At 28.6% G+C, this 25,381-nt stretch carries 40 protein-coding genes; 3 read left to right on the top strand and 37 right to left on the bottom strand.

Annotation, left to right across the window (positions count from 1 at the left end; genetic code table 11):
* Positions 1-6: 6 nt before the first annotated feature.
* The 36 genes from BN3265_RS02100 to BN3265_RS01950 all read right to left on the bottom strand — a co-directional run bounded on the left by BN3265_RS02100 (position 7) and on the right by BN3265_RS01950 (position 20,251).
* Positions 7-1,374, bottom strand: coding sequence for a phage major capsid protein (locus BN3265_RS02100; RefSeq protein WP_058989925.1), 1,368 nt, complete (start codon positions 1,372-1,374; stop codon positions 7-9).
* On the bottom strand, positions 1,349-1,924 hold the full coding sequence (locus tag BN3265_RS02095; RefSeq protein WP_148363003.1) for an HK97 family phage prohead protease: 576 nt from the start codon (positions 1,922-1,924) through the stop codon (positions 1,349-1,351). The genes BN3265_RS02100 and BN3265_RS02095 overlap by 26 nt, the downstream gene beginning before the upstream one ends.
* The gene (locus BN3265_RS02090; protein ID WP_058989923.1) at positions 1,884-3,218 is read right to left on the bottom strand and encodes a phage portal protein; all 1,335 of its coding nucleotides are present in this window, start codon (positions 3,216-3,218) and stop codon (positions 1,884-1,886) included. The genes BN3265_RS02095 and BN3265_RS02090 overlap by 41 nt, the downstream gene beginning before the upstream one ends.
* Positions 3,215-4,456: a DNA cytosine methyltransferase gene (locus BN3265_RS02085; protein ID WP_058989922.1), complete on the bottom strand. Its 1,242-nt coding sequence runs from the start codon at positions 4,454-4,456 to the stop codon at positions 3,215-3,217. The genes BN3265_RS02090 and BN3265_RS02085 overlap by 4 nt, the downstream gene beginning before the upstream one ends.
* A 1-nt stretch (position 4,457) precedes the next feature.
* The gene (locus BN3265_RS02080; protein WP_058989921.1) at positions 4,458-4,718 is read right to left on the bottom strand and encodes a hypothetical protein; all 261 of its coding nucleotides are present in this window, start codon (positions 4,716-4,718) and stop codon (positions 4,458-4,460) included.
* A 10-nt stretch (positions 4,719-4,728) separates the two neighbouring features.
* Entirely contained in the window at positions 4,729-6,450 is a 1,722-nt protein-coding gene (locus tag BN3265_RS02075; RefSeq protein WP_209436019.1) for a terminase large subunit, read from the bottom strand.
* 5 nt (positions 6,451-6,455) lie between these two features.
* Positions 6,456-6,812 (bottom strand): P27 family phage terminase small subunit, encoded by a 357-nt coding sequence (locus BN3265_RS02070; protein ID WP_058989919.1) that lies wholly within the window; start codon positions 6,810-6,812, stop codon positions 6,456-6,458.
* A complete protein-coding gene (locus tag BN3265_RS02065) occupies positions 6,793-7,134 on the bottom strand; it encodes an HNH endonuclease (protein ID WP_058989918.1) in 342 nt (113 codons plus the stop codon). The genes BN3265_RS02070 and BN3265_RS02065 overlap by 20 nt, the downstream gene beginning before the upstream one ends.
* Before the next feature lie 373 nt (positions 7,135-7,507).
* Positions 7,508-7,945: a hypothetical protein gene (locus tag BN3265_RS02060; protein ID WP_058989917.1), complete on the bottom strand. Its 438-nt coding sequence runs from the start codon at positions 7,943-7,945 to the stop codon at positions 7,508-7,510.
* 16 nt (positions 7,946-7,961) lie between these two features.
* Positions 7,962-8,165: a DUF3310 domain-containing protein gene (locus BN3265_RS02055; protein WP_058989916.1), complete on the bottom strand. Its 204-nt coding sequence runs from the start codon at positions 8,163-8,165 to the stop codon at positions 7,962-7,964.
* A complete protein-coding gene (locus BN3265_RS09455; protein WP_157667243.1) occupies positions 8,152-8,292 on the bottom strand; it encodes a hypothetical protein in 141 nt (46 codons plus the stop codon). The genes BN3265_RS02055 and BN3265_RS09455 overlap by 14 nt, the downstream gene beginning before the upstream one ends.
* Positions 8,293-8,303: 11 nt before the next feature.
* Entirely contained in the window at positions 8,304-8,636 is a 333-nt protein-coding gene (locus BN3265_RS02050) for a hypothetical protein (protein WP_058989915.1), read from the bottom strand.
* A gap of 1 nt (position 8,637) precedes the next feature.
* On the bottom strand, positions 8,638-8,805 hold the full coding sequence (locus tag BN3265_RS09450; RefSeq protein ID WP_157667242.1) for a hypothetical protein: 168 nt from the start codon (positions 8,803-8,805) through the stop codon (positions 8,638-8,640).
* Position 8,806: 1 nt separating this feature from the next.
* The gene (gene thyX, locus BN3265_RS02045; RefSeq protein ID WP_058989914.1) at positions 8,807-9,400 is read right to left on the bottom strand and encodes an FAD-dependent thymidylate synthase; all 594 of its coding nucleotides are present in this window, start codon (positions 9,398-9,400) and stop codon (positions 8,807-8,809) included.
* A 2-nt stretch (positions 9,401-9,402) separates the two neighbouring features.
* Positions 9,403-9,951, bottom strand: coding sequence for a hypothetical protein (locus tag BN3265_RS02040; protein WP_058989913.1), 549 nt, complete (start codon positions 9,949-9,951; stop codon positions 9,403-9,405).
* 2 nt (positions 9,952-9,953) lie between these two features.
* Complete coding sequence (locus BN3265_RS02035) at positions 9,954-10,211, bottom strand: hypothetical protein (protein WP_058989912.1); 258 nt, start codon at positions 10,209-10,211, stop codon at positions 9,954-9,956.
* 9 nt (positions 10,212-10,220) lie between these two features.
* The gene (locus BN3265_RS02030) at positions 10,221-10,589 is read right to left on the bottom strand and encodes a hypothetical protein (RefSeq protein WP_058989911.1); all 369 of its coding nucleotides are present in this window, start codon (positions 10,587-10,589) and stop codon (positions 10,221-10,223) included.
* A complete protein-coding gene (locus BN3265_RS02025) occupies positions 10,590-10,934 on the bottom strand; it encodes a MazG-like family protein (RefSeq protein ID WP_058989910.1) in 345 nt (114 codons plus the stop codon).
* On the bottom strand, positions 10,927-11,076 hold the full coding sequence (locus BN3265_RS09445; protein ID WP_157667241.1) for a hypothetical protein: 150 nt from the start codon (positions 11,074-11,076) through the stop codon (positions 10,927-10,929). The genes BN3265_RS02025 and BN3265_RS09445 overlap by 8 nt, the downstream gene beginning before the upstream one ends.
* Positions 11,076-11,246: a hypothetical protein gene (locus BN3265_RS09440; RefSeq protein ID WP_157667240.1), complete on the bottom strand. Its 171-nt coding sequence runs from the start codon at positions 11,244-11,246 to the stop codon at positions 11,076-11,078. The genes BN3265_RS09445 and BN3265_RS09440 overlap by 1 nt, the downstream gene beginning before the upstream one ends.
* A complete protein-coding gene (locus tag BN3265_RS02020; RefSeq protein WP_058989909.1) occupies positions 11,243-11,692 on the bottom strand; it encodes a hypothetical protein in 450 nt (149 codons plus the stop codon). Before BN3265_RS02020 ends, BN3265_RS09440 begins: the two co-directional genes overlap by 4 nt.
* Before the next feature lie 14 nt (positions 11,693-11,706).
* A complete protein-coding gene (locus BN3265_RS02015) occupies positions 11,707-11,979 on the bottom strand; it encodes a hypothetical protein (protein WP_058989908.1) in 273 nt (90 codons plus the stop codon).
* Between the two features lie 91 nt (positions 11,980-12,070).
* Positions 12,071-12,226, bottom strand: a complete 156-nt coding sequence (locus BN3265_RS09435; protein WP_157667239.1) for a hypothetical protein — start codon at positions 12,224-12,226, stop codon at positions 12,071-12,073.
* Positions 12,223-12,438, bottom strand: coding sequence for a hypothetical protein (locus tag BN3265_RS02010; RefSeq protein WP_058989907.1), 216 nt, complete (start codon positions 12,436-12,438; stop codon positions 12,223-12,225). The genes BN3265_RS09435 and BN3265_RS02010 overlap by 4 nt, the downstream gene beginning before the upstream one ends.
* A gap of 2 nt (positions 12,439-12,440) precedes the next feature.
* Positions 12,441-12,650: a hypothetical protein gene (locus BN3265_RS02005; RefSeq protein WP_058989906.1), complete on the bottom strand. Its 210-nt coding sequence runs from the start codon at positions 12,648-12,650 to the stop codon at positions 12,441-12,443.
* A gap of 325 nt (positions 12,651-12,975) precedes the next feature.
* A complete protein-coding gene (locus BN3265_RS02000) occupies positions 12,976-14,790 on the bottom strand; it encodes a phage/plasmid primase, P4 family (RefSeq protein WP_058989905.1) in 1,815 nt (604 codons plus the stop codon).
* Positions 14,791-14,816: 26 nt separating this feature from the next.
* Positions 14,817-16,598, bottom strand: coding sequence for a DNA polymerase domain-containing protein (locus tag BN3265_RS01995; RefSeq protein ID WP_058989904.1), 1,782 nt, complete (start codon positions 16,596-16,598; stop codon positions 14,817-14,819).
* Positions 16,599-16,611: 13 nt separating this feature from the next.
* Positions 16,612-17,250, bottom strand: coding sequence for a hypothetical protein (locus BN3265_RS01990; RefSeq protein WP_058989903.1), 639 nt, complete (start codon positions 17,248-17,250; stop codon positions 16,612-16,614).
* Positions 17,250-18,020: a DUF1351 domain-containing protein gene (locus BN3265_RS01985; protein WP_058989902.1), complete on the bottom strand. Its 771-nt coding sequence runs from the start codon at positions 18,018-18,020 to the stop codon at positions 17,250-17,252. The genes BN3265_RS01990 and BN3265_RS01985 overlap by 1 nt, the downstream gene beginning before the upstream one ends.
* Entirely contained in the window at positions 18,010-18,261 is a 252-nt protein-coding gene (locus BN3265_RS01980) for a hypothetical protein (protein WP_058989901.1), read from the bottom strand. Before BN3265_RS01980 ends, BN3265_RS01985 begins: the two co-directional genes overlap by 11 nt.
* A gap of 9 nt (positions 18,262-18,270) precedes the next feature.
* The gene (locus BN3265_RS01975; protein WP_245191078.1) at positions 18,271-18,825 is read right to left on the bottom strand and encodes an MBL fold metallo-hydrolase; all 555 of its coding nucleotides are present in this window, start codon (positions 18,823-18,825) and stop codon (positions 18,271-18,273) included.
* Positions 18,826-18,890: 65 nt separating this feature from the next.
* Positions 18,891-19,091 (bottom strand): hypothetical protein, encoded by a 201-nt coding sequence (locus BN3265_RS01970; protein ID WP_058989900.1) that lies wholly within the window; start codon positions 19,089-19,091, stop codon positions 18,891-18,893.
* Between the two features lie 67 nt (positions 19,092-19,158).
* Positions 19,159-19,374 (bottom strand): hypothetical protein, encoded by a 216-nt coding sequence (locus BN3265_RS01965; RefSeq protein WP_058989899.1) that lies wholly within the window; start codon positions 19,372-19,374, stop codon positions 19,159-19,161.
* 9 nt (positions 19,375-19,383) lie between these two features.
* The gene (locus BN3265_RS01960) at positions 19,384-19,713 is read right to left on the bottom strand and encodes a hypothetical protein (protein ID WP_058989898.1); all 330 of its coding nucleotides are present in this window, start codon (positions 19,711-19,713) and stop codon (positions 19,384-19,386) included.
* Positions 19,703-19,996 carry a hypothetical protein gene (locus tag BN3265_RS01955; protein ID WP_058989897.1) on the bottom strand — a complete coding sequence of 98 codons (294 nt, stop codon included), beginning with the start codon at positions 19,994-19,996 and terminating at the stop codon, positions 19,703-19,705. Before BN3265_RS01955 ends, BN3265_RS01960 begins: the two co-directional genes overlap by 11 nt.
* 27 nt (positions 19,997-20,023) lie before the next feature.
* The gene (locus BN3265_RS01950; protein WP_058989896.1) at positions 20,024-20,251 is read right to left on the bottom strand and encodes a helix-turn-helix domain-containing protein; all 228 of its coding nucleotides are present in this window, start codon (positions 20,249-20,251) and stop codon (positions 20,024-20,026) included.
* A gap of 166 nt (positions 20,252-20,417) precedes the next feature.
* Between BN3265_RS01950 and BN3265_RS01945 the strand changes: the two genes are divergently transcribed.
* The 3 genes from BN3265_RS01945 to BN3265_RS01935 all read left to right on the top strand — a co-directional run bounded on the left by BN3265_RS01945 (position 20,418) and on the right by BN3265_RS01935 (position 23,948).
* Positions 20,418-21,122, top strand: coding sequence for an XRE family transcriptional regulator (locus BN3265_RS01945; RefSeq protein ID WP_058989895.1), 705 nt, complete (start codon positions 20,418-20,420; stop codon positions 21,120-21,122).
* Positions 21,123-21,144: 22 nt separating this feature from the next.
* A complete protein-coding gene (locus tag BN3265_RS01940) occupies positions 21,145-22,734 on the top strand; it encodes an SNIPE associated domain-containing protein (protein WP_058989894.1) in 1,590 nt (529 codons plus the stop codon).
* A 191-nt stretch (positions 22,735-22,925) separates the two neighbouring features.
* Positions 22,926-23,948 carry a site-specific integrase gene (locus tag BN3265_RS01935; protein ID WP_058989893.1) on the top strand — a complete coding sequence of 341 codons (1,023 nt, stop codon included), beginning with the start codon at positions 22,926-22,928 and terminating at the stop codon, positions 23,946-23,948.
* Between the two features lie 71 nt (positions 23,949-24,019).
* Here the strand turns inward: BN3265_RS01935 and mgtE are convergent, their stop codons facing one another.
* Complete coding sequence (gene mgtE, locus BN3265_RS01930; protein ID WP_058989892.1) at positions 24,020-25,378, bottom strand: magnesium transporter; 1,359 nt, start codon at positions 25,376-25,378, stop codon at positions 24,020-24,022.
* Positions 25,379-25,381: the final 3 nt, after the last annotated feature.

Raw genomic sequence — 25,381 nt, 5'->3', positions numbered from 1 at the left:
TATTAATTAAGCCCCAGTTGTAGGTGATGTTGTTGGAGCTGCAAATTTGCATCTTGCAAAAGCTTTAGGATTGATAACTTTACCGTCATATCTTCCTCTGATTTTATATCCGATATTTTCTTCAATCCATTGTAATCTATCGTTAGTATCAAAAGTCATATCTTTTCTAATTCCTAGAATATATTGGTTAAAATCCCCTACTACTATTTCATCATCAGGAATTACATTTGATGTTTCAATTCTAGTTCCATCTGGTAGAGTATTTCCCATACCATATACAAGTTTTCCATTAGAATCTTTTCCCCATGTTTCAGGATAAATCCATTTATAAAGTGTTTTTCTATTTCCAGCAACTGTGATAGTTCCTTGTGGAGCATTATGTTCATAGAATAAAACATCTATATCGCCTATAACACCCAAAAGTTCCAATATACTTGTAACTTTCTTTGTAGTTTTAACAACACTTGTAATTCCTTCAGGTTGTTTTTCAGTTGCACCCTTACCATTGTAGATTGCTTCGTCTAAAGCTTGTGCAATAGCCTTAGCAAATTCATTTATAATATAATCAGCAATTGTAATTGAGTGATGTTTATTTTCATTTACATCTTGTACAAAAGATTCACATAAGAATAGATATCCACCAAGCTTAAAGTTATCAAGTTCAACAGAATTTAATTCCCCAAGCGTTGTTTCTTTTAAAGGTTCACATTTTTCAGTCCAGTACATTTTTGGTGTACCAGCGTTCATAATAATTCTTGCTTTTCCGACTAAATTTAATTTTCTAACTAAATTATATAAAGAACCATAATCTCCTATTCTTTGGTTTATTTCATAATAAACATCATCAGGAATCATAAGTCCAGCAGTGTCTTTAGTCATTCCAGCAAGAGCCGCTTCTCTTTTAAAATATAAGTTAGTAAGATTTCTAAAAAATTCAACGTTCTCGTCTTTTTCAAGTATTCTTCCAACTCTTTGTCTTCTATCCATATTGTTAAAATTCAAATTAGCAAAGTTCATATAACCACCTCTTTTTTCAACTTGTTTCTTTTCAATTTTTCTTTCTTCGTTTGTTTCCTCTTTTTCTTCATCAACAGTATCTTCTTCGAGTTCAGACATTGATTTTTCAATTTCTTCAATCTCATCTTCAAGATTTTTCTTCTCTTCAAGTTTTTCTTTTTTCTCATTTTCGAGCTTGTCGATTTCTTCATTTACAACTTCGTATTCTTCATCAGTAGAGTTTTCGTCTAACTCATTGATTGTTTCTTCAAGTTCGTCTTCTCTTGTTTTAAATTCTTCAAGATTTTCATTTACTTTTTCTAATTTAGCTTTTCTTTCTTCAAGCTTTTTCTTAAGCATTAAGATTTTTAACTTCATTCAATTTCTCCTTTAATTTAGACTTCCTAAATTCTTCACGTTTCTTTTCAAAATCCTTTTTTCTAGCACTTATTGATGTGTTTTCATAGGCAGGAAAGGCAACAACACTCACTTCAATTAGGTCACATTTTTTAACAGTAAAAAGACTTCCGTTTGAACGTTCCGTACACTCTTCATCTGTTGGAATAAATCCAAAAGAGCACTTATCAACGTCACCTCTTTTTACTTTTTGATATAAAGAAAGGGCTTCTGGGTCATCTTTATTAATTAAGATTGAGCCCCACAAGCCCTTGTCGTCGCTTTTTAGCGTAAGTGTATTATTTTTTGTTCGACCTAAAACTTTCTCCATATCATGCCCTATCAAAGCTCTTATATCTTTTTCAAGTTCACCATCAAAAGCATTTCTATCAATTTTTTCATATACTCCATCCCAAAGCATAGTTTCGTCATCATAAACTACAAAATATCCTTCGATTCTTAAATCTTTATCGTCTTCCTTTTCACGAAAATTAATCTTGTTCGTTCTGTATTGAATTTTCTTCTCCGTCATCATTACCTCCTTTCTTATCATTAGAACTATTATCAGACTTACTATTAGAATCTTTGTTAGAACTATTATCAGAACCCTTTAACTTTTCTTGATCACCACTCTTATCCACAGGAATATAATTTTCCAAAATCAAAAGCTCATCTAATCCATCAAGTGGACTCATTCCCATAACATCACGAACTTCATTACCAGTAACTATTCCATGTTCAAATAAATCCATATATAAGCCACCTAAAGTATCAAGGTCATAAGAAAGCATGGATTTTCTATTAAAGACAAAATAATAACTGTTATCGATTAAAATCTTTCTAGTAAATTCTTGTTCAATAGCCTTACATATAACAGCAATTTTTGTCCTAATAAAATTGTTAAATTCGTCTTTATCAAATTCTCCAATACCTAACATAAACTCTGGTATTCCAAGAATTGCTGCAACTGATTTTTTATCAATATCAAATCTTTCGTTAATTCCAATATCATTTAAGGTAAGAGGTCTCATTTGTTCAACGCTCATCATAGAAGGTACTATCCAAGGTTGACCGTTTTTAGCTCTTTTTATAAATCTTTTTTCAATCTCATCACGACCTTTTGATGATTTTAAATCCGTTGGTAAAGAATCAACACTAATGATCACAGTAGGTAACATTTGATTTTCCAAAAAATCATGAACAGTTGACCTTGCTTGACCAAGTCCATCCATTAAATCTTTAAGTAAAATTTCTTGTCCCTCACCAATCCAAGGCTTTTTAAGATTAGGATTATATCTAAAATGCAAAACCTCATCAGGCTTATATATTTTGTTATCTTTGTTAAGTCTTATATAATAAGTCCTATTGTTTTTAAGATTTCTCTCATCATCAACAATGGAATATTCCCCGTAAGGAATTGTTTCAAATTCAACAAAAAGTCCATTTTTTGTATGAGGAATTATAAGAGCATTTCCATGTAGCATCATCTCTTGAACTATCCAAGAAATTAAAAGTTGCCTATTCATCTTCAAAGATGGTTCAATATCAATGAACCTTGAAAGTCCATTTTTAATTCTCACATCTCCATTTTTAGTATTTTTCATAAGTTGAATACTCATAGAAGATATGATTTCAGCAATCTTTTCAATCCCACCTTTAATTTCGGGACTGTCAACCATTGACCTATATCCATATGGTAAATACCTAACATATTCATCACAATCATAAGACCAAGCAATTAAAGCTTTCTCTTCTTCCTTTTTTCCATCAACATAAGGGTATTCTTTCTCCCTTTTAAAAAAATCTAAAAATCCAATATTAATCACCTACTTTCCTTAAACAATTCCATAAAAATAGCAGCTAACACATCTACCACGATTGCATTACCTGCTTGTTTATATAACTGACTATTACTATTTACTTTTTGTGCCTTATAAAAATCTTCGTCATTAATTCCCATAAGTCGCCAATATTCTAAAGGTGTGAGTTTTCTTATCCTTAAATCATCTGCAACAACATCTTTATTATCACTACAGGTTAAAGTTTGTATACTGTCTTTTTGAACCCTACCTCTTCGAGTTTTTCCATTTGGATTGATTAAATCTATACCATCTCCAGGATAGGCTTTTAAATAACCTTTCTTTGTAGAGTTTTTAATTGGTATACAAGGTTGTAGTCCACCACCTTGACAAGTCAGTAAAGTAGGACTTATCCCGTTTGAATCAAAAACCCTATATCTATCGGGATTACGTCTTTTATCACTTTTCAACTTATGAGTTTGAATTATTTTAGGTTCGACAACCACATTTCCAGATGATTGAAAATTTACAATACCTCGATCTCTTGCCGTTATACAATTAGCGATGTCTTTAGATTTTGGATTTTTAATACTTCCATCATAAACTGATTTTTCTTTTACATCATCATCTCTAATTATTTTTACAAGTTGCTTAACCCTATCATTAGATAAATAATATTTCTCATCTACATTTTCTTCCAACACATCTTTTAGTCTTGTTTTAAGAGTCTGTTTTTCAGGAAATTTATATTCTTCATCACCTAGTATAGATACACAAAACACTCTCTCTCTGTTTTGAGGGACTCCATAATCTTTTGCATTAAGAACTTTCCAATAATTTTTATATCCTATATCTTCTAAAGTTTTTAACCAGTTATTAAAACCTTCCATATTCTTTTTAAAAGTCAAAGCTTTTACATTTTCCATCAAAAGATATTTAGGCTTTTTATTTTTGATTATTCTTTCACATTCCCAAAGAAGAGAACTTCTTGTACCACTATCCTTATCAAATCCAGCTTGTTTTCCAGCCATTGATATATCTTGACAGGGAAATGAATATGTAAATAAATCAAAATCTGGTAACTCATCAGAGTCAATTTTACTTATATCACCATAGTTATTTATTTTTCCATGTATTTGTTCATAGCTTTTCAAAGCAAATTTATCAATTTCACTTATTCCAACTACTTCATAATCAACACCTATTCTTTTTAAAGCCATAGCTTGTGTTCCTACACCAGCAAAAGCTTCAAACACTTTTATCATTTCATCTCCTAACAACACCCTTGTTTACATTCCTATATCTTGGTTTTCTATTTAACTTTTTAAATTCCTCATCTGTAAGTATTCTTTTCATTGCTATAAAATACTTTTTATTTTTAGGATAAAGATTAGCGTCAATTAGTTTTCTACACTTATCAGCGTCTTTATAGCAATAAAAATGAGCATGCTGCTCATACAGTCCATGCTCTCTTTTAAGTAAATATGCTCTTTCCATTTGAGGATAATATTTTATACTTAGTTTCATATTTATATTTCTATTTCATCCAGTCTTCCCAAACCTCTTTATTAGATAAATCATTAATTAGCCTAACTTCGGCAAACACACTCGCATCAAATAAGTCTATTCTCAAATTAGGTAAGATTTTTTCATATTGAATCATATCGTCAGTTTTTTCAACTCCATGCACGTTATCTACACAATACTCATAAGCACTTGAATGTAGATAATACAACTCTCCACTTAATGCTTTACGTTCAATTCTTCTAAATCCTTTAGACTTATTTATATATAATTGAGGTTCGTCTACAATCTTAAACCCTTTATCTTTCATCATAAGATAAAATTCATCAGCAAACTTCCTGTCAAAACCAATTTGTTTTATCCTAAAACCACGACCTCTCATATCTACAAACCAATTAACTATATCAGCATAATTTACAACATCAGTATTGGTCATGGTTAAGTTTCCATCATCTAACCAACCAAAAAGAGGTATCTGGTCTTCATCAGCCTTTATATAAGCACGTGTGATAGGAAAAAAAGCATGAGTGATAATTATATCCACACCCTTATAAGTTCCAACAAGGGCAGCTGCTGTCAAATCGTGCATTTTTGATAAGTCAGCTCCACCATACCAATCTATATCAAGGTTAATCAATTCATCAATAGTCCAAGAATATTTACTATCACTTACCCTAAATGTTTCAAGATTGAAATATGATTTTAAACTTGATGTATAAACATTAAGGTCTTTTGCCAAAAACTCTTTTCTTGTTTGAGGATCATTTTGAGCTTTCATTGCATCAGACATAATATCTTCTGGTCTAATAGATACACCAAAATTAGGACTAGCCATCTCATGAATTTTAGGATTGGTAAAATCAACACTACCATCTTCTTCTTGGTCAGCCTTGGTTATAAATACAAATTGCTTATCATCTTCAATTTCATATTTACCAGTTTTTTCACTTTTATTAATAACTTTTTGACAATAAACTAATCTGTTATAACAAAATGAGTTCATATTATCACCAGCAGTTGTAATTCCTATTATTAATTTATTAGTGTAAGCACGAGTTGCCTTTTTCATCCTGTCATATTTGCTGGCGTTTTTATATTCATGTAACTCATCCATGATTATATAGTTAGCATTTAGTGAATCCCTATCAACAAGAGCTTCTATAGAAAGTGAACCTTTTTTAAATTCTCTTTTGATTGAGTGTTCATTATTATTGTCAAGTATTTTAAAATTATCTCTCTCACCCCAAGCTTTAATATTTGAAACAATAAAATTAAAGGCTTGAAGAGCTTGTTTTATTACAGCTCCCACAATATAAACTTGTGAATTATTCGCCATATCAAGTATTCCAAGTGCAAAAGCTAATGCTGCAGAAAAAGAAGTTTTTCCATTCTTTCTTGGTATCATAATGAAAGCTTCTTGGTATCTTCTGTTATCAGTTCCCTTCCAGTAAAATCCAAGAAGATTATATATTATAAATTTTTGCCAAGCTTCAAGTTTTAAATTATTTCCAGCTAATGGTTTACCATCAAGACTTTCACCTTGTATATGTTCAAAAAGATTTTCTATTATCCCTATTACAAAATTAGCTTCTTTTGTTTTAAAATCAAATTTAGGATTTTTAAGATCATCATTAAACCTACCTACTATCTGTTTTAATTCTTTACAAGCTACCTTTTTTCCACTTTGAATATCTTTTACATATTTTTTTACCTCTCTTAAATTTTCATTTTTCAACCTTATCACCCATTGCTTAACTTGAATAGAACTTCTTCAACTTTTGATATTTTTCCATCATCTTTATCAAAACTAGATTGTCTTAGTTTTTTAAGTCCCGATGGTGTGAGTCCTAATTCTTTTGAATAGGATAAAATATCCATTCTTAATTTTTCCATAGATTGATAGAGAGGATTTTTTACAATGTTGGTTTGACCATTTTTGTTTGTATGTTCAACAACCATTTGACAACCGTCTTTGACCCATTCATTTCTTGCCATTTCATAATCATTTAAAAGTCCGTCAAGAATGTTTATACTCAAAGAAAAAGACTCATCATAAGTTCCAACACCCTTCATACATTCAATTATTTCTTTTTCCAAATATCCTCACCTCAAATCTTTTTTGTAATTCTTTTCCCTCATTTGTCAGTTCATCACTTGTCCTATCGTGCATTTTATTATGTGCTTTGTTGGATAAACTTATTAAATTGTTGGGATCATAAAATAATTCAGGATATTCACTTGCAGGATATATATGATGGACTGTATTTGCATCAACACTTTTTCCATATCTTATGGAATCTTGACACATATACTTATCCCTCATAAGCACATATTCTCTTAGTTTTCTCCATCTTTTACTTTTATATTTTTTATATAAATTATTTTTCTTATATTTATCAAATTTGTTATCTTTTTTCATATACCTTTTCCGCCCACAAACTTTTTTTGATAGTATATAGTTCCCAGCATGCTTTAAGTGAAAGTATCGATAACTTTAAACTTACACACCTATAAATTCCAGCTTTAAAACTTTTAACACTTAAAAGCACCTATCCTTATGTAAAATTAGACAAAACAAAAACGACTATATTTCTATAGTCGTTTGCAAAAAGAAAAATAATGGAGGAAATGATTAGCATCTATATTTTTTAGTGGGTCTTAAATGACCATGAATCAAACTTTAGGAGAAATAAGTCTATTTCTTTAACCACTTCCACACTACCATCATACCACGTTTTTAACACCAAAGTTTCCACGATTTTTCCACACTTTTTATAATCAACAAAATATTCTTAATAATCACCAAAAAGCACCAAAGAAAAATGTTCCAGTGTTTTATTAGCAAGCTTATATATTTTGCTTGTTGAATAATGATATTTATTTTGAAGATAATCTAACTTGTCATATTTATAAGGTTTACCATATATTTCAAATATAATTTCCCACTCCATATCAGAAATTCCTTCCTTGCACATATCAACTTGTTTTATGATTTTTTCGTTTTCTTTTATGTTCGTTTTGTATAAATCAATTTCAGCCAATATATTTAAAAGTTTATCTTTATCCTTAACCCCACCATGAGGTGGTTTTTCCCCATATTGACCTATTATCTGTCCTTCCTTTCGACTTTCTAACTCTTCAACTCTCTTACTAGCATTTTCAATATATTCTTTCGAATAAACATATCTTCTTAACTTATCTTTTACTAATGCTACATATAAATCTTGCATTAAATCTCCTCGCCTATCAATTTGTCTTTTTAAAAATTTCTCTATTTATATAAAAACAAGCTTTATTTAAGTCTTTTTCCTTTTCTTCACCTTGTTTTTTACCAGCTCTTAAAACATATTTTATAACATTGCCAAGATTGAAATTCAAATCAAAAGCTTCAATTACATCAATTGTTTCAACCCCATTGGCTTTGTAATAATCAGGTCTAATTTCTTTCATCTGTATTTCCTTTCATTAAACTTGTCTTATCTTCCAAACACTTCAATATATATTCCAAAAATAAAACTATAGAATTTATACTTTTAACAAAAATTTTTATTAGAACTTCCCCTATTTTATAAAACATACATCCTATCCTTATTCAGCATAACCACCTAAATATTTTTCAACTGTTCTATTTAAAGGTATTTCATATACGTTATACATATAATTTCTATCATCAAAGTTGTCATAATCAAAGTCTTCATAATAGTCTTCAAATTCACAACCGTCGCAATTATCAAAGTGACAATCATGACAAGGATCTATATTATCAGTTTCATCTTCTACATCCTCATTTTTACATTCTAATTCCTTGACTTTATCATTTGCTTCTTTTTCATTTGTGTATATTCCGACTAGAGTAACATAGTCACCCCAACCTTCACTACCACCATCATCATTTTCGATAACCACATATACCTTATCCATTTTAAATCCTTTCAATTTTCACATTTTCTTTAATAAGTGATTTTAAAATATCCTTATAAACATCTTTCAATTCATTATTATCAACTCTTTCAATTTCCTTTATTAAATATTTCATTTCATCTGTTTCTTCAAAACTTATTTCATATTTAAGTTTTTTAATATCATTCATACTAATTTTCCTCAATTATATCCTTAACAAAAATAGGATATTTTTCAATCATTATCACCAATATTTCACTAGCGATTTCTCTAATACTAGCATGAGCATGAGAATCTAATCTCAATTTTAAAAAGTGTCTTATTTCTCTCAAATTCATTGTCATAGTTAAATTTGTTTCTGTACACAAAGGTAAAACACATCTAGCCTTATCTTTACTATCAAATTTATCATAAACCCCTTGTATTTCTTCACACAAGGTTTTTATATAGATTATTTCATCTTCAAGGTATGATTGGTCTAAAACTATATTAAAATCTCTCAAATCAACATATCGTGTCGATTCTTGACTGTATGATGCAAGTCTGTGTCTTACAATTTGATTTGCACAAGCCCTGTCAGTTCTAATTTTAAAAGTCAGACACTCGTGTTCAATTATAGATTCGTGTCCTATTTTCATAAGATTATATAAAAATTGTTCAGCTCCTTTTAAATTCTTACTCATCTTTGATTTATAACAAGATCTAGCTGCACTTTCTATTTTTCTTACCATTGTTTCATAATCTTTATCATCAATTAATTCAACCTTGTTTTTTAATACTTTCATTATTAATCTTCCTCACTATTATTTTTATTTATAATATTCACTTCAAAATCAACATACCGAGAGTTTTTGGGTTTATATTTTTTCCTATATCTAATAGTATTAATTCCAACCCCCATTTTTTCAGCCAATTTCCCCATAGAATAAGCTGATTTTATTACATCACCAAATTTAGTTTTGGAATAATACTTATATCGTGGGTATGTTCTTTTCTTTCTAGCCTTTTCATTCTTTCGTTTCTTCCAATTTTTCTTTCTTTCATTGACTTCATTTTCACATAAAGTGTATTCAGGTAAATAATAAACTTTTAAAAGTTCCTCACTACTGCGTTCTATTAATTCAAAGACATCAGGAAAATAATAAGATCCACTAAAATAAAGTCCATCTCTTTTTATTTCACCATCTCTCATCATTCCCCCACCATTTATACAGTAAAATATAGATTCATTATCTAAATCCTTATAAAAAGATTTTATCTTGCCTTCAAATACACATTTGTTTTCTATAAAACACTCTTCAAATTCATCAAATATATCTTTATCATGATATTCCATAATCACTCTCTTAGATAAGCATTTGTTTGTCTTATAACATCATGAGTTATAGCACTTGTAGAATCCATGTGAACGTTTATATTTAAATCTTTACACTGTTTATTTAGAAATTTTATATGATAAGATTCATTATCAAAATAAGAAACACTTTCAATCTCTCTACCGGTCAAATCTCCAACAAGTTCTTTTACAAAACCTATTTTGTCGATTCTCTCTTTTTTAGTTTTTGCTTTTAAAGCACCGTCAAAATATTCTCTCATACTAAATCCTCACTTTTTATCTTTTAACTCATCCATTTTTTCGAAAACATAATCAACTGTTGATTCGATTTCTTTTTTACTCATTTTACTAATATCTTCTATTTCATAATTTTTAGTCAAAGCTATAAAATACATTTCTTTTTTATTAGGTATTAAAATTGTTGAAATCACTATAATAATCCACAATATAGAAAAGATTAAAGTTGTATTTTTCAGTTTTTTCTCAAATCTTTTTCGCTCATCTCCTTTTAAAAAACATAAGTTATCAGAAGCATAAAGTATTACAAAACCTACAACCATTGGAATTAAAACAAGTAAAATAAAACTAACTGCCCTAATCCCACTTAAAACTGAAATCAAATAAATAATCTTTCCCATTTATAAATCCTCACTTTTCACAAAAGTCCCGTTTATAGTCTTTCCTTTTCTTTTACTAATCTTTTTATAAGCCATCTCCAAACAAACAACAGGATCAATTTCCAAGTCCTCGCATAAAATAATTAATGTTACAAAAATATCTCCCATTTCAAGCATCATATCCTCTCGAATATCAACTAAATCTCTATTTATAAAACCTATTGAACTATCAAACTCCGTTTTAAACTCAAAAACTTCCTCAATAAACTTCATAAACTGCTTATCAGCATTTTCTTCATGGAGCAAGTCTTTATCATTCGCCCATTCCAAAACTAACTCTTTTAATTCTCCAAAACTTTTATTCATCTTCTGCCTCTCTATATCCCCAGTCAAAGAAACTCATTACATACTCATACAATTCCTTTTCAACTTCTTCTTCGGTTAAATCATCATCTAATTCTAAAACATCTTCTGTAAAATCTAAATTTGCTGTAATTTTATATTTCATTATTTTAAATTCTTTAATTCTCTAATAATTTCTGCTAATTCATCAAAATTTTCATAAACATCATAAAGATAGTTATTGTAATAATTGTTTGCTTCCTCCAAAGCTTCTATAATAATTTCTAGTTGCTCTTCATCATATCGCAAGTTATAATAATTTTTCTTATCACTCATTCTTCCACCTCAATCATTTCAAAGTCTGACAAATCTGTATTATATTTTTCTTTAATTTCCCCAATCTCTTTAAGGGTAAATTGATTTTTTACCCACCTATATGTTATTTTAGAACATAAATCTAGCTTATATTCTACAAAATCCATTCCTAAATATTTGCTTGATCCATTATGAAATCTAAAATATCTATGCTTCAAATAGAACTTAATCTCTTTTTCTTCTCTATCTGGTATAGGTGTTTTTGCATATTCAACAATTAAATCAAAGAGTTTATCTTGATTTTTCCATTCCACATCTACAAAACAGAAAGATTTAATAACATACATTCGTTTAGTAGATACTGTAGCAACGGTAAGTCCTTGACTCATAATCTCTATTTGTGAATAAACTTTACGAACCTTATATCCTAATTCCTCAACTCTTTTAATAAATTCCTTAGTTTTCATACAAACTATTTCTCCTATAACTGTTCAATTTCCTTTATTGCTTTTTCTTTAATTTTTAAAATAGCTTCCTTTTCTCTTTCGTCATAATTTTTAAACCATTTTTCTTTAAATTCTTTTAAAGTTTTTCTATATCTTTCTTCTCCATAATCAGCCGACAACCACCATTCCAAATCATGAGTTAGTTCAGCAAAATCTTTGACAAATTCATTCATAACCTCATCACGCATTTCACCAACTAAATTATTTTCAATACTGTAACAAATATAACTTAAAGAACCTCCACTCATTTTTTATTCCTCCTATATATATCTATTATCAATATAATTGCATTACCTATTAAACTTCCTAAAACAACCCGAAATATCGTATATAATATATTCATTCTTCCACCCTCATTTCTTCATAGTGATAAAATCCACCTTTAAGTCTTTCTTCACTTACATATTTCTTAGCGGTAAGAAGTTTAGAAAATATCTTATCAACTTTTAAAACTCCATCGTCACTTAATTTGTAAACTATATAAACTTTTTTCATTCTATCCCCTCAATTTCTAACTGACCTTCAATCTGTTTCAAATCATCAATTATTTCTATACTTTCTATACAGTTCCAAAAATTCATCTGACTTGGATAAAGTATACGATTTTCCCAAATTATATATTTTTCTTCATAATCAGTTTCTTTGTAGTCTATTTCAAAAACTGACTCATCTACTTTTTGATTATTTAAACTTATAAAATAATACATTTTTACTCCTCGTACAGCATGTTTTCAATCCAATCACAATCTTCTATTATTCTGTCTATTTCATTACTTTCTTTGACAGAGATTGTTCCATTAGAAAGAATCACAAGATATTTCTCTTCAAGATTTTCATCACCTATTATTATTTGGTTTATAGCATCTGTATTAACATAGATAATTTCTCCATCCATATCTATAGCTTTTATTAAATTCATTGTTTTCTCCTTTTATTTATTCAAAATTATTTATATTTATAAATTTAATTCATTTTTCAAACGTAACCAAAGTAACTTCAACGTAACCCTCAACGTAACCGTTATGATGTTTATATTTCAATATTTATATTATATATTTCTTTAAAAGTTATAAGGTTACTTATAACTCCCAAAAGTTATTCGTAATTCTATATGTTTGTTTTTCTAAAGAAACAAACGTCCAATATATATAGAAAAACTTTTGAGAAATAAGACGTAACCATAACTTCTCCCTACAAACCTTGATATATCAACAAAGAAGAGAAAGGGTGAAACGTAACCTTTTCTATTCTTCTTCATTAAATTCAAAACACCTTGTAGCTTTCCCGTTAATTTTCACAACTTTCACTTTCATTCCAAAATTTTCTAGTATTGCATTCCTAATCATATTTTCTGAATATTTAACAGCGTTATCTTTACACCATTGTTCATAATCATCATAAACGTCTCTAACAGGCTTTCTCACAAAATCCTCACTTCTATAGTCCTCCAAATATATCAAAGCAGGATTGTTCTCTTCGTGATAAGAAACATTAAAATCTTCAACAATTTTACTTTCTGTAAATCCACCATTTTTATAAAGTCTCTTATATCCTTCAACAATCAAACTTATCCAATATTTAAGAGCTTTTTCACTTGTTAGATTTGTAATAAACTTGGGATCTTTCTTTTTAACCTTTGTATACATTGGCAGCCATAAAACACGTCTTTTATACGATTCACCTTTTTCCCAAGATTTAAGCATATGATTAGAGGTAAAAATCAAAGAACCCGTAAAATACATATCTTCAGCACTTTTGTACAACTCCCTTGTTGAGATATAATCGCAAGTAGATATATTCTTTAAAACTTTCATATTCCTATCATCAATAGCTTGGTCTTGTATATCATCTCCAAGGTTAGCTAATTTCCCTTTAAATGAGGGTAGGTAGCGTTCATCAGACAATTCTGATATAGACATACCACTAGCATTTTTAGAGCCTAAAATCGTCTTTATAATTTGCAGTAAAGTACCTTTACCATTTCCCCCGTCACCTATAAAGATAAAAAACTTTGCCAACAGTCTTTTAAATTCAGGGTCAACAATCAAAGTATGACCCAATATTTCAAGTAAAAGATTTCTGTAGTCCTTATCATGACCCGTTAAATGGTCAATGTAATTATCAACAACAGCAATCTTTTCTACCTTTTCCTCATAGTCAATATCAATCATATAAGGTGAAAAAGTATCAGTAACCAAATCAATAAACTCACCATCTTTGAGATATCCATTTCTAAACTTAATAGGAAATACAGTAGCTTGGTCAATCTTCTTGCACCTATACTCCATTTGCTTGATAACCTCATCAACATATCTTGATTTTTGCCTACCTACTTTTTCATAAACTTTCTTTTGTAGTAAGGATTCCTCAAAAGTATATTCACCATCAACTTTGAAGTAATATCTTTGACCATACTGAACAAAATTAAGTTCATTCATTAACCATGTGGCAACCTCATATTCTGTTATCTCTTCACTATCAAGACTCATTTCTCTTGTTAGCTCTTGCATTTCCCTATCAGGCAAGGGTTCTTCAAATATATTTTCATTTACAAAGTTAAGTATCTTTCTCCACTCTCTAATACCCGTTAGTTGAGTTCTTAACTTAAATAACTTATTATTCCTACCTTCACCCTCACTTAAACCTACAAGAGTATCAAATTGTTTATTAGAATTAAATATATAAGGAGCATCTTCCCTTATACCTTGGTTTTCAATTTCTCTTAATACACCATTTCTTTTGATAGTAACAGCCTTAGTATTTCCCTTATGTTTTATTTCATAAGGAAAGCCTAAAGGGGAAATTCTATTAGCACCCCTTTTGAAATCATCAGGCTTTTTAAAATAGAAATGTACTCCCCTATCAGTCCATACTGTTTGAGTTTTTATATCAAAAGCAATAATAATCTTTTTAATTAATTCCTTATCCAAACTGTCAATATCAATAACATAATCATTTTCTTCTAATATCCAACCAGCGTCTTTAAATGATTCGTGTCTATCATATACGTCAGCATCTTTGTTTGAATATTTTTGTCCTTGTTCAAATTCTACATACACATTTTATCCTCCTACTACCTACAACCCTAACACCATCTATTTAAATTCTTCATTGTTAAATCGTAGTACCATTGTTTATCTATAATCTCTTTAAAATTCTTCAAATTTTTCAAATCATCATTCCATAAATACATTTGATCAGGTGTATCGGCAAACTTAACAAGTCCACCATCTTGTCTTTTCTTTAGTATTTGTATTCCTCTATGTGTTGCAAAAACCCTATTTATCTTAGTTTTCAATAATTCATCAGGCTTATCACGATTAACAATACCTTTATAAGTGTTACCAGCCTTTAGGATATATTGAAAAAGTAAAGGATTATCAAGATTTTCAAATATAGTTTCTTCAACACTTTTTCCATAAACAAAATAGTCAACCAAAGCTATATGAGTTATCCTTATATCATTATTAGCAAAATAATTATTTTCATGATATTTATTAACATCATCACCTTTAACCTTTATCTTGTCTTTATCAGTCAAGGCTATATAGTTGTTAACGTCTTTCTGCCACCACTTTTTAAAATAATCTGTATCAAGTGATAAGTTAAATTCCTTTTCCCAATCAGAAGCTACTTTTTCATCATCATTTCCATCAAGTGTATAAGCTACACCGTCAGTATTGATGTTTATTATCTTTGCACCAATAGAAGCAAGTCTTTTTGCTAATACATATACAGCAACTTGCCCATGTATACATATAGAATAAGCAAGTTTAGGTTGATTTAGTTGGGAATATTTGTTATTTAAAAGCCCGTAAGTTGAATTTAAAATAAGCTTATAAGGAGCTTGTTCTTTCTTTTTTCCCTCATGTTTTAATTTAAGTCTATAGTCAAGAATTTCCTTATATAATTTTGTTTTATCAACAAGTCCGTTCAGGTTTATTAATAGATTTGGATACATTGATGCAACATCTTTTAACCTAACATCACTAGCCTTCACAAAGCCTTTAGGAGCACCATGAAGACCTCCCCAACCAAACTTTATTTCATTTCCAAACTCTTCTATAATAACTTTCTTTTTCTTAAATTTATGATCAATACTATTAGGTAGTTCACTCCACATTTCTCTCACATCTTCATTAACATGAGATAAAAGTTCGTCATTTGGTAAAATTCCAGTTGTAAATAAAGTTTGTTTACTTTTTAAAATCTGCCCTACTATAGAAGTCGTATTCCACTTATAAGCCTTATCTCTAATCTTTTTATCATCAATCATATCTACAATTGCTTGTTTAGATTCAAAATAGTCATTTCTCATTTTGAATATTTTGATAGTATTTAAAACGTCATATTCACAATATTTAAGAGTTTCTAAATTCTCATTTGGTAAAAGCTCTCTATCAATATTAAAATCAACACTAGATTCTATAATAGATACACCCAAATTCCCTTCAACCTTTTTTAAAGATGGTTTAGATATATCGATCTGTTGAAAACAATCAAGCGACTTATAAGGTAAATCATTGGTATATTTCAACCAACCTAATTTTTTACCACCTATAATATTGTCATTAGATTCCTTTAAAATCTTTTGTTTTTCATCTAAAGAAAGTCCGCCTTGTAGCATAACTTTCATTATCCTATCATCATAAAAATGGTTGTTATATCCAACCAATGTTTTTCCCTTTACAAAAGATTCAAGATTTTCATAACCTTGTTCGATAGAAATTCCTCTATCAAGATATTCACCTAATCCATTCAAGGATGATGAAAACACCTTTACAGTATTTCCATCAATATCCTTAAATACAACCATGGAATTATATTTGAAAACTTCTATATCAAAGAATAGATAATCTTCATACATTTATAGTTTTTCCTTATTTATTGTTGTCTGCCCATTGAGGTTTCTTTATATCTCCAAAAGGAAATTTACCAAAGGCAACCTTAACTTCTACCATTATTTCTTTTCCTAATATTTCGTCAGAGTTACTAACACTAACTCCAAACTTGTCTTCAAATTTTTCAAATTGTTTTACCTTCTTTTGAGGATTAGTGAACCATTGTTTCAAATCTTCCATATAATCAGCGTAGGTCATTTTTGTTTCATAAAGTTTTTCATCAATTAGGTATTTAATAGAAATTTTTGTTCCAGTATCTTCAACACTTTCGATTTTTGTATTAAAAATCATTCCCTTTTGATCTTTAGAAAATTTAATAATCTCTTCACTTTCCCACATTGAGTTGAATTTTTCATACCTATAAACATTAAATTTATCTCCAACCCTATCTGACAGTTTAGAAAAGTCTTTCTCAAAATATTCATCACACCACTTGTCAACTTTTTCAGCCTTTTCCTTATCATCTTTCCATTTTCCATTATCAAAAACTTGTTTGTTAAAATTGACTTCTAATATTTCTCCGTTTTCAATATCTAAAAATTTTAAAACTGCTTTTTTATCATTGTTTTCATAAACTACTTCTACCAATTCTAAATTTTCTCTTAAATTATCTGCCATTATATTTCCTCCAATTTATATTCGATATCATTTTCTTTAAGTAACATTTCTACAAAGTTTTTATCTTTCTTTCCAATAATTCTAAAGATATAAACTTCTTCTATATCCGTTTCTATTTCCTTTAAAACTTCTTTTTGTTTTTGTATTTCATCTTCTTTTTCTTTCAAAACTTGAAGAACAGTTCCTAAATCTTTAAATTCTTTGTATAAGCTTATCCCGTCTTTCTTATCATCTCTTTTTGATAAAATCTCCAGATCTCTTTCAAAACTTTCAAGCTTATCAACCATTTCTTCTTCAACACTTTTCATGCTTATTGATTTATTTAAGTGTTTGTTGTCAAGAAAATCATCAAAGTTCATTAGTTTAGCATACTGATATTGATCTATTCTTTTATTCCAAATTTCTTCAATCTGATTTTTCTTATTATCTCTTTCAATCTCTTCAAGCTTTCTAACTTCATTTCTTAATTTTGTATCAGCATCTTTAACTATCTTTTCAATATTTTTTATTTGAGAATTGAAAACTTCATAAGGTTCAAGAATTTCTTTTTTAATAGCTATTCTTCTATCGTTAAGTTCTTTAATAGCCTTATTTGCACTAGCAAGAACCTTTTTAACTTGTTTGATATTAGAATCGTCAAGTTCAATAGATTCAATAAATTCTGCAACTTCTTTTCCTTGATCTATTAATTTTTCATATTCAGGAAAAGATATTACAGGTTTTACAACCTTTATATTTTCATTTTTTAAATCAAGATAATTATTCTCCATCTTCTTCATCTCCCACCATCTTTATGTTTTTAAATTCCATTTTGTAGGATAATATGTTTTCTTTTTTATATATTTCTTTAAATAATTTATCTTCATAACCGAGTAGAGAAATAATCACATACTCATCTTGAAAATCAATATCTATTACGTTATAGTAAGTCTCATGCATTCCACAACTAAAATGAATTGTCAATGTTCTTTCATTCTTCTTATCAAATTTTATAACTTCTTTTTCTTCCATTGTTTTCTCCTAATAAAATCTCCTACTCTTATGAAGTTCAATCCATTCACTATCTTTGTTTCTTCTTCCTAAAAAATAAAACAATTGACTTTTTTGAGTGGATAAGTGTCTTTTAGCACCTTTATAAACGTTATATCCATACTTTTTATAAGCTTGATTTCTTGCAAGTTCTATCTTTTTTTCATCATGATTGGATTCAATAAAGAAATAATCGTATTTAATCCTTGGAGCATTTTCCAAAGAATAAGTGTCTGTTGCATAAATAAATGCGATACCTTTAATTTCTACAACATAACCACTACAAGGTACATCATGAATACACTTAAAAGCCCTAATATTTCTATCCTTAAATCCTAAAACCGTTTCATCTCCTACAGGATAATCAAGCTTTATCAAATCGCTCACATCATAATTTCCAATTATTTTAATTCTTGGAAAATCTTTTAATATTCTTTTTACAGTAGCTCTATTTACATGATCTGTATGTCTATGAGTTATAAATATATATTTGATATCGTAAAGATAATCTTTAATTTTCTTATAAGGTAAACCAATATCAAACATCATATCTTCAATGACAACACAATTTCCGTCTGACCCACTACCCAAAATTGCATAATTAAGTTTTTCTATCTTATCTCACCCACCATTCTTTCCATTTGTCTTTCACGTCTTTTAATTTCATTATTTAAAATCCTAAACTCATTGGAATTATTTGAGTTAAGACCTTTTGCTTTCATAAACCTTAACTTAAATTCAAGGCTTCTAATTCCTAAATTTTTAATACTTTCTACATATTCGTCTTCTATTCTTTTTAAATTTTCTTCCATATTCTTAAACTTTCTGCTATAATATAAATGTGTTTATGGGCTTCTTTTAGCCCTTTTTCTTTTGTTCTTATCTAGATATAGCACCAAGAATATTAATGAAAAATAAGAAAAGTGCCCCACTACATCTTTGAACATCATTTTTTCCCATTAATGTTAAAAGTAAAAACAAAACAGAGAGAAAAACCATCATCATACATTCTCTTTTTTTATCCTTTTCACTAATCATCAAATATCTTGGTAAACCAAAATCTTTAAAATTTCTATACTTTTCACTTCTTTTCATGATTTTCTCCTATAATTTTTCAATCAATAACCTAATTTCACGTCCAACCTTTAACCTATCTTCAAAAGTTGAAGCACTAATAAAATCATTCATATAAATATCAATCATATCCTCATACAAAACTTTCTTTTCATTTTGATTATTAGAAAAAGAATTAAGAATAATAAATTCACGTTTCCCATTCTCTTCCTTACAATCAATCATTCCAAGTTTTTTAAGTCTATGAACAGTAACCTTGACAAGATTTTCATTAAAACCCGTAAGCTTTTCAATTTCCTTGTTACTAATAGATGGATTTTTCAAAATCTCATCAAAGATTACTTCTTTACTACTCTTCATAACTTCCTCCATAAACTACCTTTGATAATTCAAACAAAGATTTCTTCAAATACTTATTTTCCTCATCTAATTTCTTATTCATATCCTTAAGATCTCTTACTGTTTTTAAAGTTGGACTTTCTTCTTCGGATAACTCAATTTCCCTAATTTGCTTAATAGGAAAACAAACTTTAGAAAGCTTGGTTCGGGTTAAAACACCTTGACCTTCAAGTTTGTAAATATATCCTTCAGTACAAGACCACCTCTTAGCAAGTTCTTTGATAGGAATAACAGTTTTCTCCATGTTTTTCTCCTTATTGCAAAGAAACAATTAATCCTCTTTTGTTTCTTGTAGCGTAACATTGTTGGCAAAAAAAATATCAGTAGGATTTTTAATTTCAAAAATATCAATAAGTTCAAATATTTCATCGGAATTAAATATTCCCTTTTTTAATTTAATACTCATTGTATTTTCTGAAATACCAAGCATCTTAGCAACATCTTTTTGATTTTTACCATTTTCTACGAAAATAGCTTTTAGTTTATTGACATTAATCAATTAATCACCTCCTTTACTCGTTTGTTTCTTATCACGTAACTATATAATAACACCGTCTTTGTATCGTGTCAAGTAATTTTTTGAAAGATTTTAATATTATTTGTAACACGTCAAGAAATATTGTATAATAGAGTCAAGTTAAATTATATGAGCTAGGAGAAATGATATGAATATAGGAGATAGAATTAAAAAAAGAAGAAGTCAACTGAATATGACTTTAGATGATGTTGGAAAATTAGTTGGAGTAACAAGAGCAACAATTCAAAGATATGAAAATGGAAATATTATAAACATTCCCTCTGATAAAATAGAGTTGATTGCTAAAGCATTACGAACTACACCTTCATATTTAATGGGGTGGGAAGAAGATAAAAAACAAACAAATAAACTCCTAACAAATGAAGAAAAAGAAATTCTTGAACCTTACAATCAATTGAATACTGAAGGTAAAAACAAATCAGTTGAATATACTTGGGATTTGGTTGCTTCAAATAAATATGAAAAAACAGAAACAGTAGAAATAATTGGTGGAGCAGCTGCTGGTAACGGATTTAGCTACATTGATGAAATAACAGCTAATAAAATAATACCTAAAAAACAAAGACCAGCCTATGATATGATCATTCCAGTAGAAGGAGATTCTATGGAACCAAAAATTCATGATGGTTCTTTAGCTTTTATAAGAGTGAGCACAGATTATGATAACGGGAAAATATATGTTGTAGATGCTGATGGAAAAGTTTATATAAAAAAAGTTTATTTTAATGACAGAGAAATTATTTTAAAATCTATTAATTCATCTTATAAAGATATTCACATAGAAGATTTAGATACATTTAGAGTAATAGGAGAAGTTGTAGATTGGGAATAGAATAAATTAAAAAGGAGTTTTTATGAATAATTTAAAAGAAATTTTGTTGAAAATTAGTATAGTTATAAGTTATTTTTTTATTATTATAGTCCTTATAATAGCTATTTTATCTAAAAGTATAACAATGGCTATCTTAATATTTACTCCACTATTTACCATAACTTATTTATTAATAGATAGGAGAAAGTTATATAAAGTAGAAAAAATTCAAGAAAAAATAATTAAGTTAGAAAATGATAAAAATAATTTAGCTTCTGATATTGTAGGTTTAGAAAAAAATAAAAATGAATTGAATACAGAGGTTAAAAATTTAAAATCAGAAATCAATAATTTAGACAAAGATAAAGAAGAAAATAAAAAGACACTCAATGAAGAGGTTATAGATATTGAAAATTCGATAAAAGATTTAGAAGCAAAAAAAGAATCTATTAAAGAGAATTTTAGAAAAGAAGCATTAGAAGGCTATTTAGAAAAATTAAAAATTGAATACTCCTCTGAATTAAAAAAAGATAATGAAGAATTAGAAAATAAAAGCATTACATTAAAAAATGAATACAAAAATTTACAAACAGATTATGAAAATTTAAAACAAGAATACGATGAATTAAATTCGCATAGTTATGGAATAGTGCCCACAGACTTTCAGTTTGAAAAATCAGAAACTTATAAAATGAAATTAGACAATATTCATTTAAAAGAAAAAGAAATGATTGCTAGATTAAATAAAAAAGTTAAAAATGGTAGAAAAATAAGCATCTTATATGACAACCTAGAACAACTATCATTTTTATATTTTAACATGGCTTGTGATTATAATTTATCTAAATTAAATTTTAATAATTATCCTACCAGAATCAAAGAAATTGAGAAACTACATTCAACAATTTTTAAAGTGACAGAATATAATGTTGATATTCCAACTCAATATAAGGAATTAAAATTAGAAGAATTAGAAACCGCTTATTCCTATTACAAATTAAAAGAAAGAGAAAAAGAGATATTAAGGGAACAAAGAGAACAAGAAAAAGATGATTTAAAAGCACAAAAAGAAATAAAAGAAAAACATGACAAAATAGATAAAGAAATAGAAACTTTATCATTGGTTAAAGAAAAGATTGAAGAAAAAATTAAACTTGCAGCTAATGAAGAAATTGAAGCTTTAAAGCTTGAATTAGAAAAATTAAGAGAAAAAATTTCTGAATTTGAAAATGAAAAATCAGACTTAGATTACAGATTAAAAAATACTGGAGCAGGATATGTTTATATAATCTCTAATATTGGATCATTTGGAGAAAATGTTTATAAAATAGGAGTAACAAGAAGATTAGATCCATACCAAAGAATCCAAGAACTATCATCCGCTTCTGTACCATTCAAATTTGACGTGCACGCAATGATATTCTCCTACCAAGCTTATCAATTAGAGAACGAATTGCACAAGTATTTTGACAAACAAAGGATAAATAAAGTAAACAATAGAAAAGAATTCTTTAAGATAGATATTGAACAAATAAAGAAAATTTTATCATCTCATAAAGAATTGACCTTTGATTTTATTGAAGAAGCGAGAGCTCATGAATATAAAGAAAGTTTGATGGTTGTAAATGAATAAACCGTTAGTGTAAAATAATAGAAAATTTTGCACTAAACAAATTTTATGTGCAATATACCGATAAATATTACACAAAAAAAAAGACTCCCACGCTAATCACCACAAAAAGCCAGAGTCTTTATTCTTATACACAGAACTCGTCTGCTATTTAATTATAGCATACTTTAGGTAAAAATATAAGGAGAAAAACAATGGAAACGTCTTATACAATAAGAAAAAGAAAAGACAGTAACAAGTGGCAAGCTATAATTAGACAAAAAGAAAACAACACTTGGAAACAAGTTGAGTCAAAAACATTTGAGAAAAAAATCCAGGCAACACAATGGTCAAACAAAAGGTCAGTCTATTGGCAAAGAAAGATAGAAAATGATTACGAGAAAATGACTATAAAAGAATTAAAAGTTCTATACTTAAATTATCAAAAATCCAGAGTAAAAGAAAACACATTTTTAACCATAAGAAGCAATATTAATAATGCCGACTGGTTTGACGATAAAAAACCATTAGAAATTAAACCACATGAAGTAGATGATATAATATCAACTGCTTATTATTCTCATATTGCTTACATGGGACTATTTTTTAATTATTTAAACAATCATTTGAAATTAAGAGTAGACAATTTTTTCAAAGCAAAACAACCTAAAAAATCATCCAAAACTTTTGTTTTAAACAAAAAAGATTTAGAAAAAATAAAATCTCTTATACCAAACGAAACAGTAAAATTTATATGTACGTTTTTATTTTATACAGGATTGAGAATATCAGAATTGGGAGGACTTACCAATGATTGTATAGAAAATGATAGAATCATTATTTCCAAACAATGGAGTAGTAAAATTAGAAAATTTACGACTCTGAAATCAGAAAATGGAAAAAGAATAATACCCTTAAACCCTATTTTAAAATCAGAAATAAAGAAATATAAAAAGTTAAATAAGATAATTAATATTGACAACAAATTAATTGACATTTCAAATTTAACTGGTTTCGTGAATTACAGATTTAGAATGTATTTAAAAAATACAGAATATGAAGGTTTGAGTTGTCACGATTTTAGGCACTCCTTTATAAGCAACCTCGTATCAAACAACGTTGATGTAAATACAGTTGCAAAATTAGCAGGAGATAATATTAATACAATACTTGATAATTACGTTCACTCCACAAAGAGAGCAAACGAATTATCAGTAAATGCTGTGAACTCCCTATAAAAAATTTGTGACAGTTATGTGACGGTGTAAACTTAAACACCTTGATTTTAACGAAAGCTATTAGTTTTCTTTTATATTCCCATTATTATTTTTGCAACTTCAAAATAACAAATAAGTCCTATTGAGTCTACTATGGTTGTAATTAATGGGCTTGCCATTATTGCTGGGTCAAATCCTAATTTTTTTGCTCCCATTGGAAGTAGGGCCCCTACAACTTTTGCTATAATTATTATTACAAAAATTGTAATTCCTACAATCCCTGCAACTTCCATTGCTACATGGTCAAATAATAAACATTTTAAAAACGCTAATAGGGACATGACAATTCCAACTATTACTCCAACTTCAAATTCTTTAAACACTACCTTGTACCAATCTTCAAGCTCAACATCTCCTGTTGCCATTCCACGGATTACAAGGGTTGATGATTGGCTTCCTGCGTTTCCACCTGAGTCGGTTAGCATTGGTATGAACATATTTAGGGCAATTATTGATTCTATTACCCTTTGACTTGATTTTAAAATTGTTGATGTAAATGATGCTGATACCATCAAAAACATTAGCCATGGCAATCTGTTTTTTGCAAGTTTTATGGCTGATGTGTTTGAATATTCTTCTTCATCTGGTGTTGTACCAGCCATTCTTTGGAAGTCTTCTGTTGTTTCAAGTTCCATTACATCCATGATGTCATCAACTGTAATTATTCCTATAAGTCTTCTTTCGCTATCAACAACCGGAAGAGCCGTAAAACCATATCTTCTAAATGTTCTTGCTACTTCTTCTTGGTCTTCAGTAGCTTCCACGCTAATTACATCTTCATACATTAAATTTTTTACTTTTGTTTCAGATGAGCTTGTTACAATTAGCCTTAGTGAAACATATCCCAATAATGATTTTGTATTATTTGTTACATAGCAAGTATAAATTGTCTCCTTTGTAGAACCCACTTTTTTTATCCTATCCAAGACTTCTTGGCAGGTCATTTCTGGATTTACTTCTACAAATTCTGTTGTCATCAAACTACCGGCAGAATCTTCTGGAAATTGTAAAAATTGATTTACTTTTTTTCTCATTTCCGCATCAGAATTTCTCAAAATTCTTTTAACAACAGTAGCCGGCATTTCTTCAAGAGTATCTATAACGTCGTCAAAATTTAGGGCCTTAACTATAGCATCGAGCTCAGGATCCGTAATCGATGTCAGAAGTCTGTGCTTTCCATCATGTTTTAATTCCGCAAAAACTTCTGCCGCATCGTCTTTTCTAAGTAGCCTATAGACTATCAAACTTTGCTCATTATCAAGCTCAGACATAAATTCTTCTATATCTACTGGGTTGGTTCTTCTCAAAGAATCTTTTAGAGCTGGAATATCTTTTTTTTCTAAAAGTTCATTTAGCTCTTCAATCCTAAGCTCGCTGTTGTAGCTATTCATAAT

Origin of the sequence: Anaerococcus rubeinfantis, from assembly GCF_001487145.1 — a bacterium.
Lineage (GTDB): Bacteria > Bacillota > Clostridia > Tissierellales > Peptoniphilaceae > Anaerococcus > Anaerococcus rubeinfantis.
This window is presented reverse-complemented; position numbering and strand designations above follow the sequence as displayed.